The sequence below is a fragment of the Leptotrichia wadei genome, assembly GCF_007990445.1.
Taxonomy (GTDB): domain Bacteria; phylum Fusobacteriota; class Fusobacteriia; order Fusobacteriales; family Leptotrichiaceae; genus Leptotrichia; species Leptotrichia wadei_A.
Window position 1 is genome coordinate 1 of sequence record NZ_AP019843.1, and the last position, 12,574, is coordinate 12,574.

The 12,574-nt window shown below is 29.3% G+C and carries 30 protein-coding genes; all 30 read right to left on the reverse strand.

Translation table 11 applies throughout. The features are described 5' to 3' along the window. Nucleotides 1–326: 326 nt before the first annotated feature. The 30 genes from FVE74_RS11195 to FVE74_RS11285 all read right to left on the reverse strand — a co-directional run bounded on the left by FVE74_RS11195 (nt 327) and on the right by FVE74_RS11285 (nt 12,328). Nucleotides 327–623: a hypothetical protein gene (locus FVE74_RS11195; protein ID WP_172617498.1), complete on the reverse strand. Its 297-nt coding sequence runs from the start codon at nt 621–623 to the stop codon at nt 327–329. Nucleotides 624–889: 266 nt separating this feature from the next. Then, nucleotides 890–1,027: a hypothetical protein gene (locus FVE74_RS11665; protein WP_172617499.1), complete on the reverse strand. Its 138-nt coding sequence runs from the start codon at nt 1,025–1,027 to the stop codon at nt 890–892. Between the two features lie 791 nt (nt 1,028–1,818). After that, nucleotides 1,819–1,950 carry a hypothetical protein gene (locus tag FVE74_RS12180; RefSeq protein WP_269473178.1) on the reverse strand — a complete coding sequence of 44 codons (132 nt, stop codon included), beginning with the start codon at nt 1,948–1,950 and terminating at the stop codon, nt 1,819–1,821. A gap of 90 nt (nt 1,951–2,040) precedes the next feature. Beyond that, nucleotides 2,041–2,376: a hypothetical protein gene (locus FVE74_RS11200; protein ID WP_232054123.1), complete on the reverse strand. Its 336-nt coding sequence runs from the start codon at nt 2,374–2,376 to the stop codon at nt 2,041–2,043. Further along, on the reverse strand, nt 2,373–2,537 hold the full coding sequence (locus FVE74_RS11670; protein ID WP_172617500.1) for a hypothetical protein: 165 nt from the start codon (nt 2,535–2,537) through the stop codon (nt 2,373–2,375). Before FVE74_RS11670 ends, FVE74_RS11200 begins: the two co-directional genes overlap by 4 nt. Then, nucleotides 2,497–2,619, reverse strand: coding sequence for a hypothetical protein (locus tag FVE74_RS12185; protein ID WP_269473179.1), 123 nt, complete (start codon nt 2,617–2,619; stop codon nt 2,497–2,499). The genes FVE74_RS11670 and FVE74_RS12185 overlap by 41 nt, the downstream gene beginning before the upstream one ends. A 145-nt stretch (nt 2,620–2,764) precedes the next feature. Next, nucleotides 2,765–3,136 carry a M15 family metallopeptidase gene (locus FVE74_RS12020; RefSeq protein ID WP_147004633.1) on the reverse strand — a complete coding sequence of 124 codons (372 nt, stop codon included), beginning with the start codon at nt 3,134–3,136 and terminating at the stop codon, nt 2,765–2,767. Between the two features lie 145 nt (nt 3,137–3,281). Then, nucleotides 3,282–3,476, reverse strand: a complete 195-nt coding sequence (locus FVE74_RS12025) for a putative peptidoglycan-binding domain-containing protein (protein ID WP_232054124.1) — start codon at nt 3,474–3,476, stop codon at nt 3,282–3,284. Next, nucleotides 3,424–3,747, reverse strand: a complete 324-nt coding sequence (locus tag FVE74_RS12030) for a glycosyl hydrolase 108 family protein (protein ID WP_232054125.1) — start codon at nt 3,745–3,747, stop codon at nt 3,424–3,426. Before FVE74_RS12030 ends, FVE74_RS12025 begins: the two co-directional genes overlap by 53 nt. Further along, nucleotides 3,748–3,873: a hypothetical protein gene (locus tag FVE74_RS12190; RefSeq protein ID WP_269447643.1), complete on the reverse strand. Its 126-nt coding sequence runs from the start codon at nt 3,871–3,873 to the stop codon at nt 3,748–3,750. A 115-nt stretch (nt 3,874–3,988) separates the two neighbouring features. Beyond that, on the reverse strand, nt 3,989–4,123 hold the full coding sequence (locus FVE74_RS12195) for a hypothetical protein (RefSeq protein WP_269473180.1): 135 nt from the start codon (nt 4,121–4,123) through the stop codon (nt 3,989–3,991). A gap of 148 nt (nt 4,124–4,271) precedes the next feature. Continuing rightward, nucleotides 4,272–4,619, reverse strand: coding sequence for a hypothetical protein (locus FVE74_RS12035; protein WP_232054126.1), 348 nt, complete (start codon nt 4,617–4,619; stop codon nt 4,272–4,274). Between the two features lie 105 nt (nt 4,620–4,724). Further along, nucleotides 4,725–5,327, reverse strand: coding sequence for a hypothetical protein (locus FVE74_RS12040; RefSeq protein WP_232054127.1), 603 nt, complete (start codon nt 5,325–5,327; stop codon nt 4,725–4,727). Between the two features lie 91 nt (nt 5,328–5,418). After that, on the reverse strand, nt 5,419–5,742 hold the full coding sequence (locus FVE74_RS11225) for a hypothetical protein (protein ID WP_147004634.1): 324 nt from the start codon (nt 5,740–5,742) through the stop codon (nt 5,419–5,421). Next, entirely contained in the window at nt 5,743–6,393 is a 651-nt protein-coding gene (locus FVE74_RS11230; protein WP_147004635.1) for a hypothetical protein, read from the reverse strand. Nucleotides 6,394–6,503: 110 nt separating this feature from the next. Continuing rightward, nucleotides 6,504–6,749, reverse strand: coding sequence for a hypothetical protein (locus FVE74_RS11235; protein ID WP_147004636.1), 246 nt, complete (start codon nt 6,747–6,749; stop codon nt 6,504–6,506). A 159-nt stretch (nt 6,750–6,908) separates the two neighbouring features. Next, nucleotides 6,909–7,652 carry a baseplate J/gp47 family protein gene (locus FVE74_RS11240; protein ID WP_147004637.1) on the reverse strand — a complete coding sequence of 248 codons (744 nt, stop codon included), beginning with the start codon at nt 7,650–7,652 and terminating at the stop codon, nt 6,909–6,911. 12 nt (nt 7,653–7,664) lie between these two features. Continuing rightward, nucleotides 7,665–7,898 (reverse strand): hypothetical protein, encoded by a 234-nt coding sequence (locus tag FVE74_RS11245; protein ID WP_147004638.1) that lies wholly within the window; start codon nt 7,896–7,898, stop codon nt 7,665–7,667. A gap of 557 nt (nt 7,899–8,455) precedes the next feature. Then, nucleotides 8,456–8,629, reverse strand: coding sequence for a hypothetical protein (locus tag FVE74_RS11680; protein ID WP_172617501.1), 174 nt, complete (start codon nt 8,627–8,629; stop codon nt 8,456–8,458). A gap of 28 nt (nt 8,630–8,657) precedes the next feature. Beyond that, nucleotides 8,658–9,203, reverse strand: a complete 546-nt coding sequence (locus FVE74_RS11250) for a hypothetical protein (protein ID WP_147004639.1) — start codon at nt 9,201–9,203, stop codon at nt 8,658–8,660. Nucleotides 9,204–9,295: 92 nt separating this feature from the next. After that, nucleotides 9,296–9,451, reverse strand: a complete 156-nt coding sequence (locus FVE74_RS11685; protein ID WP_172617502.1) for a hypothetical protein — start codon at nt 9,449–9,451, stop codon at nt 9,296–9,298. Between the two features lie 91 nt (nt 9,452–9,542). Then, on the reverse strand, nt 9,543–9,782 hold the full coding sequence (locus tag FVE74_RS11255; RefSeq protein ID WP_147004640.1) for a hypothetical protein: 240 nt from the start codon (nt 9,780–9,782) through the stop codon (nt 9,543–9,545). Continuing rightward, nucleotides 9,782–10,117, reverse strand: a complete 336-nt coding sequence (locus FVE74_RS11260; RefSeq protein WP_147004622.1) for a hypothetical protein — start codon at nt 10,115–10,117, stop codon at nt 9,782–9,784. Before FVE74_RS11260 ends, FVE74_RS11255 begins: the two co-directional genes overlap by 1 nt. Beyond that, on the reverse strand, nt 10,114–10,386 hold the full coding sequence (locus tag FVE74_RS11265; RefSeq protein WP_147004641.1) for a hypothetical protein: 273 nt from the start codon (nt 10,384–10,386) through the stop codon (nt 10,114–10,116). Before FVE74_RS11265 ends, FVE74_RS11260 begins: the two co-directional genes overlap by 4 nt. A 337-nt stretch (nt 10,387–10,723) precedes the next feature. Then, complete coding sequence (locus FVE74_RS11270; RefSeq protein ID WP_172617503.1) at nt 10,724–10,996, reverse strand: hypothetical protein; 273 nt, start codon at nt 10,994–10,996, stop codon at nt 10,724–10,726. A 136-nt stretch (nt 10,997–11,132) separates the two neighbouring features. Further along, nucleotides 11,133–11,258: a hypothetical protein gene (locus FVE74_RS12200; protein ID WP_269473181.1), complete on the reverse strand. Its 126-nt coding sequence runs from the start codon at nt 11,256–11,258 to the stop codon at nt 11,133–11,135. Beyond that, entirely contained in the window at nt 11,255–11,665 is a 411-nt protein-coding gene (locus tag FVE74_RS11275) for a hypothetical protein (protein WP_147004643.1), read from the reverse strand. The genes FVE74_RS12200 and FVE74_RS11275 overlap by 4 nt, the downstream gene beginning before the upstream one ends. Next, the gene (locus FVE74_RS11690; protein ID WP_172617504.1) at nt 11,628–11,801 is read right to left on the reverse strand and encodes a hypothetical protein; all 174 of its coding nucleotides are present in this window, start codon (nt 11,799–11,801) and stop codon (nt 11,628–11,630) included. Before FVE74_RS11690 ends, FVE74_RS11275 begins: the two co-directional genes overlap by 38 nt. Before the next feature lie 47 nt (nt 11,802–11,848). Continuing rightward, on the reverse strand, nt 11,849–12,055 hold the full coding sequence (locus FVE74_RS11280; protein ID WP_147004644.1) for a hypothetical protein: 207 nt from the start codon (nt 12,053–12,055) through the stop codon (nt 11,849–11,851). Further along, on the reverse strand, nt 12,056–12,328 hold the full coding sequence (locus FVE74_RS11285; protein ID WP_147003798.1) for a DUF5052 domain-containing protein: 273 nt from the start codon (nt 12,326–12,328) through the stop codon (nt 12,056–12,058). Nucleotides 12,329–12,574 lie beyond the last annotated feature (246 nt).

A 12,574-nucleotide genomic window follows, 5' to 3' on the forward strand; every position in this document is an offset into this window, starting at 1 on the left:
AAAATTCAAATAAAACTCTTTTTGCTTCTTATCTATTCTATTTTTCTTAAAAATCTTTAATGATAAAAGCACTCTTATTGAATTTTTTTATTTTATTGAATATATCCTCTATTTTTCTATTATCATAAAATCGGATAATTCATTTTTGATTTCTTGATACAAATAATTGGAATAACCATATTCTTTATCCAACGTTTCATTAATTATAGGGATTTCTGGATTATTTTCAAAACATATTTAAAGAATGCAACTACATCTCTGGTCTGTATCTCGTTTTGTTTAATATATATTTAAAATTTCTATTTTTCTTTTATTGTTTTTTAAATTTATTCTTTTTTTGTTACTTTCAAAATATTTTTTATAAACTCAGAGTCAGATTCATTGTCTTCTCCAAGTCTCTTTTTTATTACTTTTAATAAGGTCCGTCTATCCCATTTAAAGGTAATTGATTTATCTTCTTTTATTTTGTTTAAATCAGGAGAATTTAACAATTCAAATATTTCTGTTCTCAAACATACAAAAATATCGAGATTTTCATATTCATAATTTAATCTTTTGGTTTCTTCTAATAACGAAAGTAATATTCTTTCATTTTCAGTACCTTTTTCAAACTTAGAATCCAATTCATCAAAAAAATTCCTATTCCAAATGTACATTCACTCAAAATTGATGATGTTTTTCTTCAAAATCTTCCAAAAATCATAGTATTCTGCTTTTACAGAACTTTTCTGTTCTTTTAAATTAAATCTATTTTTTATAGTAGAAAATAATTTTTCAAGTAAATTGGTTTCAATTTGTGTTTCGATTTCTCTTTCTATAATTTTACTTATTATCTTATCAGAAGATAGGTTCAAAAAAAACTATTTTTTGCAAAAATTTATTTATTAACTTAAGATTTTTTTCTATTTTCTCCATTCATTTTTTCATCTTTTATTCTCTTAAAGATTTCAATAAAATCATAAATTTCCAAATCATATCTAATTCTTTTCTTATATTTTTCTATCTTAGTTTTATCTAATTTATTCAAAATAAGATAAAACTTTTCCATATTGCAATTAATAATTTTAAAATTATTTTCTTCTTTAATTTCTCTTACTTTTTTTAAAAAATATGTTTTCCTGTGCCTTTATATCCTAAAATTAAAAAATTTTTCTTGTTTAATAAAATCATTCACATTGAAAACGTCCTCATAATATTTTAAATCTTCATTTTTCCATCTATTTTAAAATCTTTTACAATATCCTCACTTATCTTATTGATACAAATTTTGACCAACTCCTTTATTTCATTTTCTTTATTATTTTACATCATTCTTTTACTTTTACAACTACAAAAAGACAGTCAATCAACTGTCTAATATATATTAAAATTCTTATTTACTGGTGAGGGATTAATGGTGCTGTCAACTTTTCTACCTGAAACTCCCTCATACCGCACCATTCCTAAATTAAAAATCATCTTCATAAAAGTACTTCCTTTTTCATATGCATCGATAAAAATGCAGAGTATACTACTACATTTATGATTATTTTCAATAGAGATCCTCCAGATAGGTTGATAACTAATTATATCACTACTTTCTTAGTTAGTCAATAAAAAGACAGGGCAATCTTTACGACTGCCCTATATAAATATTCCTATTCTTTTTTTTATTTTTTTTTCTTATTAGCTTTTACAGTCTCATCTGTTTCTTCAAAAACTCGAAACGATCAAATCCCACTATCATGATTAAGACTATTGCATTAGTCCCAATCAAAATACAAATCCTCTCTTTTTGATTTTTCTTCTATGTAACTAAATGCTCAGGATATTTATTCCTTAATTCTGTTTTATCATTGTCAAATTTTCTTTTCTTTGATATCCTCTTAATTTTAATGTCAGAACTGAGTTTAAAAAAACTAACCCTAACATTACTATAAGAAATTTACGACTTCTGTGATATGTTTTCATTTTATCCTCCGTTTCTTCACAAATCCAAACTTTTCCAGTAAAAGTTCAAAAATCCAGTGCTTATACCATATCTTTTCTGATTTACTGTTTCTAGCAGAGCTTCTCCGAAAAATCCCAAGACAGGACTCCACGGATACAGAAACCCAGCGTTGAAATGACCACCACTTTATTAAGGGATAGAGCAATCGCCATTGTCATTCCAGCGACGGCTATACGCTTAACATATGGTTTTACTGGCTGATTGTCTACCATCTTCTGTGCCACTACTCCAAACAGCACTCCTGAAAAGAAAAGTATAAGAAAAGTCCGTGATTGTCTATTATTACTTTTAAGTCCTCTATCATTAATTATGCTCCTTATATTCCTATTGCTGTTTTCTTCTCCAAGTATTTTGTGTATTATTTCATCCACATTTACAGTTTTCAAGTTGCTTCAGCACCTTTCAGTAATAAATCTTCAGTAAAGCTCTCAATATCATCAGGAATGTATGGGTTGTTTATCTCCTGTGCCTTTTTTACAAATTCCTTAAACTTTCCAAAAGTTATTTTAACAGCTTCTAGTTTTTCTATTCCTTTTTTTAGCCCCAAAGATTATCTCCTTTTCTAGTATTTCTTTTCTAGTGAAATCCACTAACATCCCTATTAAAATTACTTGTAACTGTTTATCCATTTTATCTCTCCTTTTCTTATTTTAATTAACATCAATTTTAAGCTATCCAGCAAGCTATACAACAAACTTTATCTTGCTAGCCAACCTATTTATCCAAAATTATTTTTAACGTTCAAATTCAGCTTGTATTCAAGCCATTTGCACATTATTTTAGTTCAAAATGTGGCGTATCTTTCTTTTTCCAGTTTCCACCCCATCCGATGTTAATGTTTTTGGATTTTGCAACTGCCAAGATATGATCTGCAACATCTTTCAATCTTTTAACATCGTAACCTTCCTGTTCTGAAAATTTTCGATAACTTCCGTTTTCATAAACTCCTGTTAAAAATATATCAACTGCATGTCCAAATCCATCACTTTTAATTTGATGATTAGATTTTGAAGTAACACCATTGGCATATGTTACAATTTTCCCTGGTTTAGTTCTTCCTAACGCAAATAATGCTTTTGTTCTTCTGTTGTTCTTGCTCCTCGTAATTCTAAAATCATACGGACTGTTTTCAATTGCAGCTTTCATTACTTCAACTAGTTTTGGATGTACATTTTCATTTTATCCAAACTTGATTGAGTAAAAGAATATTTCTTATTTTCAGTCCCTACATTTTCCTTATCCCAATCTTTCAAATACTCCTCCTTTCTCTGAACTCTGTTTAACCAACCTGTCAAAAATCTTTCTTGTGTTCTGTCAGCTTCAACTTTTCCTTTGTAATAAATTCTTTGTAAATTATGATAAACTTCCAAAATTTTTCAGGATCTGCCGAATTTAATGCTTCCAATGTTTTGTTTCCGATTATTCCGTCCACATCAAGATTTGCATTTGTCAATTGGTTTATAGCAATCTGTGCGTTTTGTTCCATTTCTGCCGCTGTTTACAGCCCAGTCGCATATAGATAAAGCCACTTTGTCATTTACAACTTTATCTAGCATGTTTCCTAAGTAATATTTTTTTAGATATATATTTTTTGCAAAATCTATTGTTAAATCTTGCATATCTCCCTTATATCCAAAGTCTCTTGCATCTTCTTCAGTTATTCCGTATTTTGTTTTTCCTCCAGCATCATATTTATCATTTGAGTATCCACCTTCAACTTTTAGTAAATAATCAAATATTTTTTCAAATCTATTCATCTACATCACTTCCTTTATTTCTTCAACATTCAATATTATGTTGTCTTCTTCAAATTTTACTCCAACAACTTTATATTTTTTACCATCCAATTCTATTTCTGTGCATATCAATTTTTCTATATTCATTCAAATCACTCCTCTTAATTTTGAAAAAAATCTTTTACGTTTAAATCCAACATTTGTTCAATAGTGTATCTGCTGATTCCAACTACTGCCATTTGCTCTGCCATGTCAGCAATTTCTAAAATATCCTGAATTTTTTAGCCAAAACTTTTAATTCTGACCTGTCCAATTCAATAAACTCAACCATTTTTTTATCATTTTGCACTTTTACTTTCTCGATTTTATCTTGTTCCAAAGTCCACATTAGCGACATTTTTAACGATAAGCTGTTTCTATTTCTTTCGTTATTTTCAAATGTGTATTTTTACCATCTTTTCGATTTCGAGAGATTGATTTAAAAAATTTAATTTAGCTTCTGCTAAGTCTTTTAATGCTTTTCCTTAACTCTTTTAATTTTTTATTCAGTAAATCATTATCGACTTTCCAAGTATTGCCATTTTATCCCAGATACTCCAGTCATTTGGTTTTGCGATTGTAACTATTGTTTCACTAACCTCATCCAAATAATTTCCATCGCTTAAAACTGTTTTACCAGCTTTTATTTTCTCCACTTCTGTCATTTCTCTCAACTCTCCAGTTTTTTTGTCCAAAGTTGGATTTGAAAGTAAAGATGTTGAGAATTTCATAGTTTCTTCATTCCAGTCAGGATAAAACAAGTTCGGATTTTTTTTAAATTCCTCTGCTGTTGTAACTGTCGGTCGTGCTATACACTCCATTGTTGCGATTAAATAAATGTAAATTACTGCCATTTTTATCACTCCTATTTTATTATTTTTTTTTTTGATTTTTATTCTGTGCTAACTTATGAATTTATACAGAATTTTGAAAAATATTTATTGATTTTATTGACTTTATTAAACAATATAGCTAACCGAAAAAATAATACTAGCAGAATTAACCGTTGCGCCTTTCCATTTACCAATCCCATTAGGTTCAATGTAAACCGCTCCGTTGGAGACGTTGTACTGTGATGCATTAACCGAAAGAAATGTCTTGGGCTTAAATCCGTCTGGAACTTGGAAAATGACAGTACCATCATTAATCCCACTTAATGCATTACCACTGTCAAAGATGATGGTTACAATATTCCCAACTTTTTCTACAATATTACATGTAGTTCTTCCAGCACCAATTGCTTCTGCATGAACGTAAAGTCTCGCTTGCTGAACTTTGGATAAATTTTCCACTTTATCGGAAATTGGTTTATTACTTATCGCCCTGAATTTCCCTGAATCGTTGTATGTCAGACTGTTGTCTTCAATACATTCGTAATAGAATTTCATAACATTATCATAATAAAACTTACCTTTCGTTTTATTGCCAATGTCCTGTATGTTTCCGCCGAATTGTAATCCTAGAATTTCAGCTAACCGATTTCCTTCCAATGCCGTTCCTTTTTGTGATCCGTACAAAGTGCTATCTGATAAAACAAAAGAATTGTTTTTGAAGCTGTGCAAATATTCCTTTTGTCTTTCAAAATCCCTTTGTCAATCTTATCTAACATATTATTTTTTAATTGATAGATCTGATATTCTGCACCACCTAATTTTAAAATACATCCTCAAACTGATTTTCTCCATCAATTCTAATTAACAATTTTAATCCGTCAAATACACCAAATTCTTCGATTCCAGTCAATGCAACTTCGTAGATATCTTTGTTAGTTCCAACAGTTCTAATTGTATCTAGAGTATGCACCAACCCTTTTTGTAAATCATTCATGACTTGTGCTGACAATGTTGTCCCAACTTGAGTTGCTGTTTCTTCACCTTTCCAAATATGCCTAACCAATCCAGCACCAACATCGTTTGCACTTTCAACTTTGTAAACATCTAAATTCGTTCCTATCCAATCCTTTATTTTTTTTAACATCTATCTTACTCCTTCTTGTGTAATTACATTTATTCTTGCTAAATTACTCTCATAACTTTTTTGTTGCAAAATCTCATCATAAAAGCTATCCTCTATTTTTAAAATTCTTTTCGCTCCAACAAAGGCCCCATTTGAAATATAATTAGCTGTTTGCACCTTATATTTAAAATCAACAGTTATTTCCACACCTTTCGCTCTTATTTCGAGCAAGATATTTAAGATACTCTTTTTTATATATGCAGACAGTCTTTTATTCAATATAATGTAAATGCTTCCTGCTTTTTCTTTATAAAATTGTGTTTCAAAATTTCCGTTAAAACTTCCATTTTTAACTTTAAAATCTATGTTTTTAACTTTATCTTTTATAATCCCTTCTTTAAAAATAAAAATATTTTGCTCATAATTTTCAATTATAATCTTGAGCACGTTTAAGATTGTTTCAAAAGTTGCATTTTTACTTTTCCTTGAAATTTCAGCAAGTATTCTTTTTCTATAATTTTCATCTTTTTCGTTCGTGTCCCTTTTCAAATTAAAAGATGTTCCAAATTTGTCCAATACGTAACCTTCCGCCTCCATAATGTTTAAAGATTTCAAAAGTTCATATATTCCTTTACTTGCTTGTCTTACTTCTTCTAAATATAAATTTAACAAAAAATAATTATTGCTTCCCCTGTCTCTTCTGTACGTGGAAATCTACTTATTATTTCATCTGTATACTCTTCGCTACTCTTAAACATAAATTACCTCGATATTATTTTCGTTTATTTGAAATTTTGACCAACTGGGACTGTAAATGTTTTGTCGAAATTTTGTATTTCAACATCGGATTCTGTTAATCCCATTTTCAAATTTATTTTTCTTATATCGTCAATTCCTAACACTTCTGAATATGTCTTTAAATAACTAATAGATTCTCCTGTTTTTAGATTATTAATATAATTTAAAATTTCCTGTTGTATTTGTTTTGTCCAACGACTATCTTTTTCATCTAAATTTTTTGTTTCCAAAACTTCAACTTTTATTAATAACGTACTATATTTTATGATGTTATATATTATTTTCTTTCAAATACACCTCTTTTTATTTTTTTTCAAAAGTTTGTGCATTAGAATCTGCGAGTCAATATGCCATCTGCTTTCAAATCTAAAATAGTTTCAAAAATTTTGTCATCCGGTGTTCCTTCTAAAAGCACTTCTTTTAACTGTTCCAGCTTCAGTAGCTGGCTCAGTTTCAGGATCTAATATCAACACATTTTTAATATTTTCCAAAGCCATTAATCCGTTATATAATGCTGCATGTGTAGCGGTTTGTTCAACTGTTTCCTTTCTTTTAAGTCTTTCCCTATAAAGACTATCACTCTCATTATTTGCACCACCAGTTACATCCGCATCATTTGTAATTTTAGCAACTCCTTCATATTCAGTCGTAAAAGTAACATCACTTGTGATATTGCTTTCTTCTCCGATTTCAAGAGCCTGAATAAATCCTATTCCGTAATACTCATTATTATCTAATTTATCCAACGCAACGTTTGATAATAGTCTATATTCTTTTTCAGCATATTTAATAATTGTTTGTGCTGGTATAACTCTATTCTTTTCTCCTATTATTTTAACCTGTCCGGTTGCATAAGCCCCTGCTTCCCGTGGAGTTCTCAGTAAAGTTCCAAAGAAATCTAAATATATTCCTGTTGCTGTATTTAGATTCATTTGATTATTAAATTCTAACAATTCTTCCCATATTTGTGATAATTCATAGCCTATCGCTTCAGAATGAATCCCTTCAGGAGTATTAAAATCTAAAATATAATTATTATCTTGTAATCTTGCTTTGTACCTATTTTCTATATCTTTCATAATATCTGTAAAACTTTTTAACACAAATCCCTTTTCTGTTACTCCGAAATCCATCGTTCCTCCTTTCTAAAACGCTAAAGTCTTTCCATTTTTCAATAACATTTCCACTTTAAAATTATAGTTTCCATTTCTATTTTCAAAATCACTTTCAAACTTTGTTATTTCTGCCACATCTTCATCCGACAAAATCGTTTCTTTGACCTGGGCCTCTATATTAAATTTTTCTAATAAATTTCCTATTTGTCCATTATTTTCATTTCTTTTAAGCCAATAAATACCTTCATTCTTATGCAAAACCATTCGTTAAAAATAACCTTAATTTATTTTCCAAACGTAATCTTATTTTTTTAATTCTGAACTTAATATAATATTTTTACCGATTGCAACATCTATTTCTTTATCATCATTTTTTTCTGTTAGCCAACTTTCTACACTCTCCATGATATCCTCCTAATCCAATGGTAATCCACCATTTGTATGAGTTAAAAATGACTTTCCACCAATTGTAGCGTCTCCACTAACTTCTAAACTTCCGTCAACTTTAACAGGCCCACTTATACTGATTGAACCACCTTTTATATTGACACCGCTATCATTTATTGTTACAAGCGTTCCACCATAAGTGATATAGAAGTCGTTAGATATGTTCTTTTCTGCATCACTTGTTATTTGTCCAACTACAACGGCATTATTTATATCAAATTTTGCACTAGAGTTCGGCTCGCAAGGTTCAGAAGCGTTTCTTGCATTAAATGTATCATGTTGGCAAAAGCTACTAAAACCTTATCATTCGCAGCCAATGGAGCATTTACTTTGCATTTACACCCCAAAAAATCAGACAATTGGAACATTTTCAATTATTTCAACTTCATCACGTGTGCCAAAAGTTCAGGAATATCTAACATTTGTATACTACAGCTCATGTTAGAGTTATCTACTTCAACAATTTTAGCTATTGCAAAAGTATTCAAATTATCAAATCTTCCACTTATCATTGATTCTATATGATCTCCTACTGTTTTTTTTCTCACTTTTTACCTCCTACTCCATATGTTCTCACTATTCTATCCCAGTCTTTTTCTTTTTTATTTCCGCTACTTTTTGTAGTAGTTTTTTTAGTTTCTGTGTTATTAGATTTTTTAACCTCGTTTTCTTTTTTGCTTGTTTTTTTAGTATTTTTTTCATTTTTCTTACTCTTTTTATCGTCTTTTTCTTTTGCTTTTTTCTTTTTATTTTTAGATGCTTTCTCATTTTTCCCTTTTTTTCCAGAAACAATTTCGATTTCATTAGCTTTCTTAGCTTCTTCATCATCAAATTTAGTTTTATTTCCAACTCTGTATATGCATCGCTTTTAAAATTAATAACGTGCTTACCTTTTGTGATAAGATACTCTCCTTTAATTTCAAGTTGCTCAAATTCCTTTTTTAAATCTAAATTAATCTTAAAACCTTCTTGAAATCTATGATCAAATATACTTTTCAATGTATAAGTACCGTCATTTTCTTTTACATCTTGAAATCGATTCGGATCAAATTCTAAAATACCTCTATTTATCTTATCTCGTGGTTGAAAAGTGACAACTCCATTTGTTATAAAAAAAAACACTTTTAATTTCTTTAAAGATGTGTTTTACGTTGTTATGCATTGTTTTCCGTCTTTATAATCAATATCCTTACCAAGCTCTATTGTCCCAGCTTTTAATTTATCAATTTTGATAAAATTAATTTTATTATTGTGCTAGCTTTTGTCCCTTTTCCAGTTTTAAGATTTATTTTTGTATCCTTGTATTCATCATTATAAGTATTACAAGTTATCTCAAATTTCTTATCAGCGTTGCTCCAACTTCCTTTCAAACTCTCGATAATCCCTTTATAGATAACACCAATATCTTTATTTACTCCATCATTCCAATACCCAGCTTCAATAACTACTTCAACACCTTTTTTAATTTTTAATCATTTCATCTGTTAAATTATAAATAACTATTTTAGCAATATTAGTGCTTTCTGTTATATCAAATTCAGTTTGTATCTCGAAATCTGGCGAATAATCAACTCCATTTTCAATTTGAAATCTTTCAAATTCAATTTCCTCTGTTTCATCTCCATTTTTTACTTTAAAAGTTACTTTTGCATATCTGTCCCACAAAATATAGTAATTATCATTTCCTGTGTTCTCAGCCATTAAACCACCACCATAATATCCTGTAATATTCCAGCTGTCTCTGTTGTAAACTCAACATCAAAGCCATTCAAATTAATTGGCAAAGCTATCATTTTAACATTTGGGAATTCTTTATATCGTCTTCTGCACAATAAGAACAAATCTTCGTATGCATTAATTCTTTGACCCATATGTAAATTTTCGTTATCAGTATTTACATCTAAATACCAAAGTTCTTTTATATTGTAAATTTCCAATATAACTAACAACGTTTCTTCTCCATCGTCTAATAAAATTCTGTAACTACTTTTTTTATTTTTCTTATATAAAATATCAAAACTATATAATTTTCTCATGCTTTAATATCCCCTGTTCTAGGATCATCTCCAAGTCCACCTTTCATTGATTCACTCATCGAAACTTCAGACATTTCTCGATTTTGGGTATTAGTCTCTGGATCATAAGCACTCGTTGTAGTCTTTCCGTCAGTTGTAGTAAATTTTAACAAGTTTACTTCTTTTAAATTTATCGAAACTTTTATACTAGTATAATTTTGATAATTTTCCGAGTAACTGACACTAGTTATTGCAAGTGGAGCATAAACCTTATCAAATTTAGTATACATAAATGTTGTATAATTTCTTTTTTTGATTCTTTAACTAATTTCTCGAGTTCATCTTTCCATTCTTTACCGTGTAAAATTACCTCAATTTTTAATGTATATGGATTCACAAACATATTTTCATTAAAATTATCTTTAAATACGATTTGTAGCCTGTTATTTCATTATCTTGACTATAATCGGTCGAAATTACTAAAAGAGGTATAGTACCTAAAAATCCATTAGGTTTTATGCCAAAATATTTTAAATACATTTTTTCAAGTCTATCTTTGTGCTTCAAATCCTGCAATTGCTTTTTTTAAAAAATCTAATACTTGCATTCTATACCTCTAAACTATTCCTAATTTTTCAGTTCATTTTTTAATTCGTTTAGTGTTTCATCATTTCCATTAACATTAAATACAAAATGATTATTATTTGTAACAACTGTTCCACTGTCTTTCAGTCCACCACGAGTATTAGCTTTAATAGATTTTAAATTGTTTAACATATCGTTAGTTGTTGTGTTTCTTGCAACCATTGAGCCGTTTGGCAACCAAATAGCTTCATCTCCATGCTCATCGATAGTAGTCATTCCCCAACCACCTTGTGCTTGGAAATTATTAGTTCCCACCGCTTTATGTCCTAAATTACCTAAACTTGCACTTTGATATGTTAAAGGCTGCGGAGTGAACGCTACTCCTATTTTTTTTGCTGTGAAGCAGTTTTAGATTTTGCAAGAAATTCTGCCATTCTCGATATTGCAGTTCCTAAAATACTAATAACTCCTCAATCGCTCCTGCAATTACTGAACAAGCCTCTGAAATAATTTTTTTGGCAGCATTCCAAACTGTATTAACCGCATTTCTAAAGTTTCGTTTTATTATAAAGCTCAACAAGCCAGCCAATAAAAGCCCGATCGCAGCCCGATTGGACCTCCTAATAAAAGACCGGCGATTGCTCCTACCGCCATTTCCCAATGTTCTTTTATCTGATCCCAAATTGCATTAACACCATCTCTAAACCAACTCACGTTGTTATATAACCAAACAAGTGCTATACCGATTGGTCCGCCTATTAAAAAACCTCCTAAATAAGACAATATCATTATCCAGTGTTCTTTTATAAAATCCCAAGCCATATTAACACCATCTCTAAACCAAGATACGTTATTATATAGCCAAGTAAGTCCCGTCCAAATTAGCATTATAGCACCTATTATTGCCATTGCTATTAAAACGTATGGATTTAAAGCTGCAACTGCATTAAATGCTGATTGTGCCGCTTTTTTTATATAAATCATTTAATTCAGAATTAATTATTACCACCGAGTTTGGATATTTTATTTCAAAATCTCTTTCTATTTCTTCTATTTCACTATTAACTCGGTTCAAATTTTTTCTTAAAATAAACACTTCATCTGCTATTAAATTATTCATTCTTTATCCTCCTTAAATACCTTTTTATTATAATTAATTATACCTCTTTATACTCTAATCGAAAAAAAACTTATAATCCAAATCAATCCATAAATCACGAATAAATTTATTATTGTAGCAACTAAAAATATTATTACATTGCTTATATTGAATCTGGTTTTATATACAATAACTAATCCATAGATGTATCTTACCAGCGCTAATACAGCCGTTAATGTAATTAGTCCACTTATCATTCTCATTATTATTTCCATTTATTCCTCCTCTGTTATCACGATTGCATTGTCAATTGTAACTCTACGATTGTTTTCGTTTATTAAATTTAACGATATTCTTCCACTCTTATTTGAATCTCTTACCCTTATCATTCCTTTATATTCTTTTAAGACTTTCCCATCAAGAGTATAAACCCTTACAATTCTTTTTAATCCACTTGTATCGCTTTTCCAATCTTTTCGACTGTCTTCCCATCTTGCACAACTTCCTAACGATCCTAAAATTACAATTCCTAATAATAATTTCTTCATTTTAATTTCCTTTTTTTTTTATTCATACCAAACTCTTGTTTCTGTGACTTGTTCAGATTTTCTTTGAACTCTTTTAATATCAAAATATCCATCTACAACCCATTCACTTTTAGCGTGATAAAACCAAAAATAACCTTTTCTGAATTTCCTACCACATAGTATTCTTTTTTAACATTTCTATAATTTATTGTTCCACTATGCCAATCTCCAACACTTTCTTCCTTTTTTTATGATAGGAAGTTTTCA

Excerpts from the sequence above, each read along its gene's own strand:
- FVE74_RS11225 (WP_147004634.1), bottom strand. The coding sequence starts at position 5,742 with ATGTTAAAAAAAATAAAGGATTGGATAGGAACGAATTTAGATGTTTAC.
- FVE74_RS12190 (WP_269447643.1), bottom strand. The coding sequence starts at position 3,873 with ATGAATATAGAAAAATTGATATGCACAGAAATAGAATTGGATGGTAAA.
- FVE74_RS11265 (WP_147004641.1), bottom strand. The coding sequence starts at position 10,386 with ATGTATACTAAATTTGATAAGGTTTATGCTCCACTTGCAATAACTAGT.
- FVE74_RS11260 (WP_147004622.1), bottom strand. The coding sequence starts at position 10,117 with ATGAGAAAATTATATAGTTTTGATATTTTATATAAGAAAAATAAAAAA.
- FVE74_RS11275 (WP_147004643.1), bottom strand. The coding sequence starts at position 11,665 with ATGATTTATATAAAAAAAGCGGCACAATCAGCATTTAATGCAGTTGCA.
- FVE74_RS12020 (WP_147004633.1), bottom strand. The coding sequence starts at position 3,136 with ATGAAAGCTGCAATTGAAAACAGTCCGTATGATTTTAGAATTACGAGG.
- FVE74_RS11285 (WP_147003798.1), bottom strand. The coding sequence starts at position 12,328 with ATGAAGAAATTATTATTAGGAATTGTAATTTTAGGATCGTTAGGAAGT.
- FVE74_RS11280 (WP_147004644.1), bottom strand. The coding sequence starts at position 12,055 with ATGGAAATAATAATGAGAATGATAAGTGGACTAATTACATTAACGGCT.
- FVE74_RS11240 (WP_147004637.1), bottom strand. The coding sequence starts at position 7,652 with ATGGATTTCGGAGTAACAGAAAAGGGATTTGTGTTAAAAAGTTTTACA.
- FVE74_RS12185 (WP_269473179.1), bottom strand. The coding sequence starts at position 2,619 with ATGGATAAACAGTTACAAGTAATTTTAATAGGGATGTTAGTGGATTTC.
- FVE74_RS12195 (WP_269473180.1), bottom strand. The coding sequence starts at position 4,123 with ATGTCGCTAATGTGGACTTTGGAACAAGATAAAATCGAGAAAGTAAAA.
- FVE74_RS11255 (WP_147004640.1), bottom strand. The coding sequence starts at position 9,782 with ATGGCTGAGAACACAGGAAATGATAATTACTATATTTTGTGGGACAGA.
- FVE74_RS12035 (WP_232054126.1), bottom strand. The coding sequence starts at position 4,619 with ATGGCAGTAATTTACATTTATTTAATCGCAACAATGGAGTGTATAGCA.
- FVE74_RS11245 (WP_147004638.1), bottom strand. The coding sequence starts at position 7,898 with ATGGTTTTGCATAAGAATGAAGGTATTTATTGGCTTAAAAGAAATGAA.
- FVE74_RS11690 (WP_172617504.1), bottom strand. The coding sequence starts at position 11,801 with ATGAATAATTTAATAGCAGATGAAGTGTTTATTTTAAGAAAAAATTTG.
- FVE74_RS12030 (WP_232054125.1), bottom strand. The coding sequence starts at position 3,747 with ATGAATAGATTTGAAAAAATATTTGATTATTTACTAAAAGTTGAAGGT.
- FVE74_RS12180 (WP_269473178.1), bottom strand. The coding sequence starts at position 1,950 with ATGAAAACATATCACAGAAGTCGTAAATTTCTTATAGTAATGTTAGGG.
- FVE74_RS12025 (WP_232054124.1), bottom strand. The coding sequence starts at position 3,476 with ATGGAACAAAACGCACAGATTGCTATAAACCAATTGACAAATGCAAAT.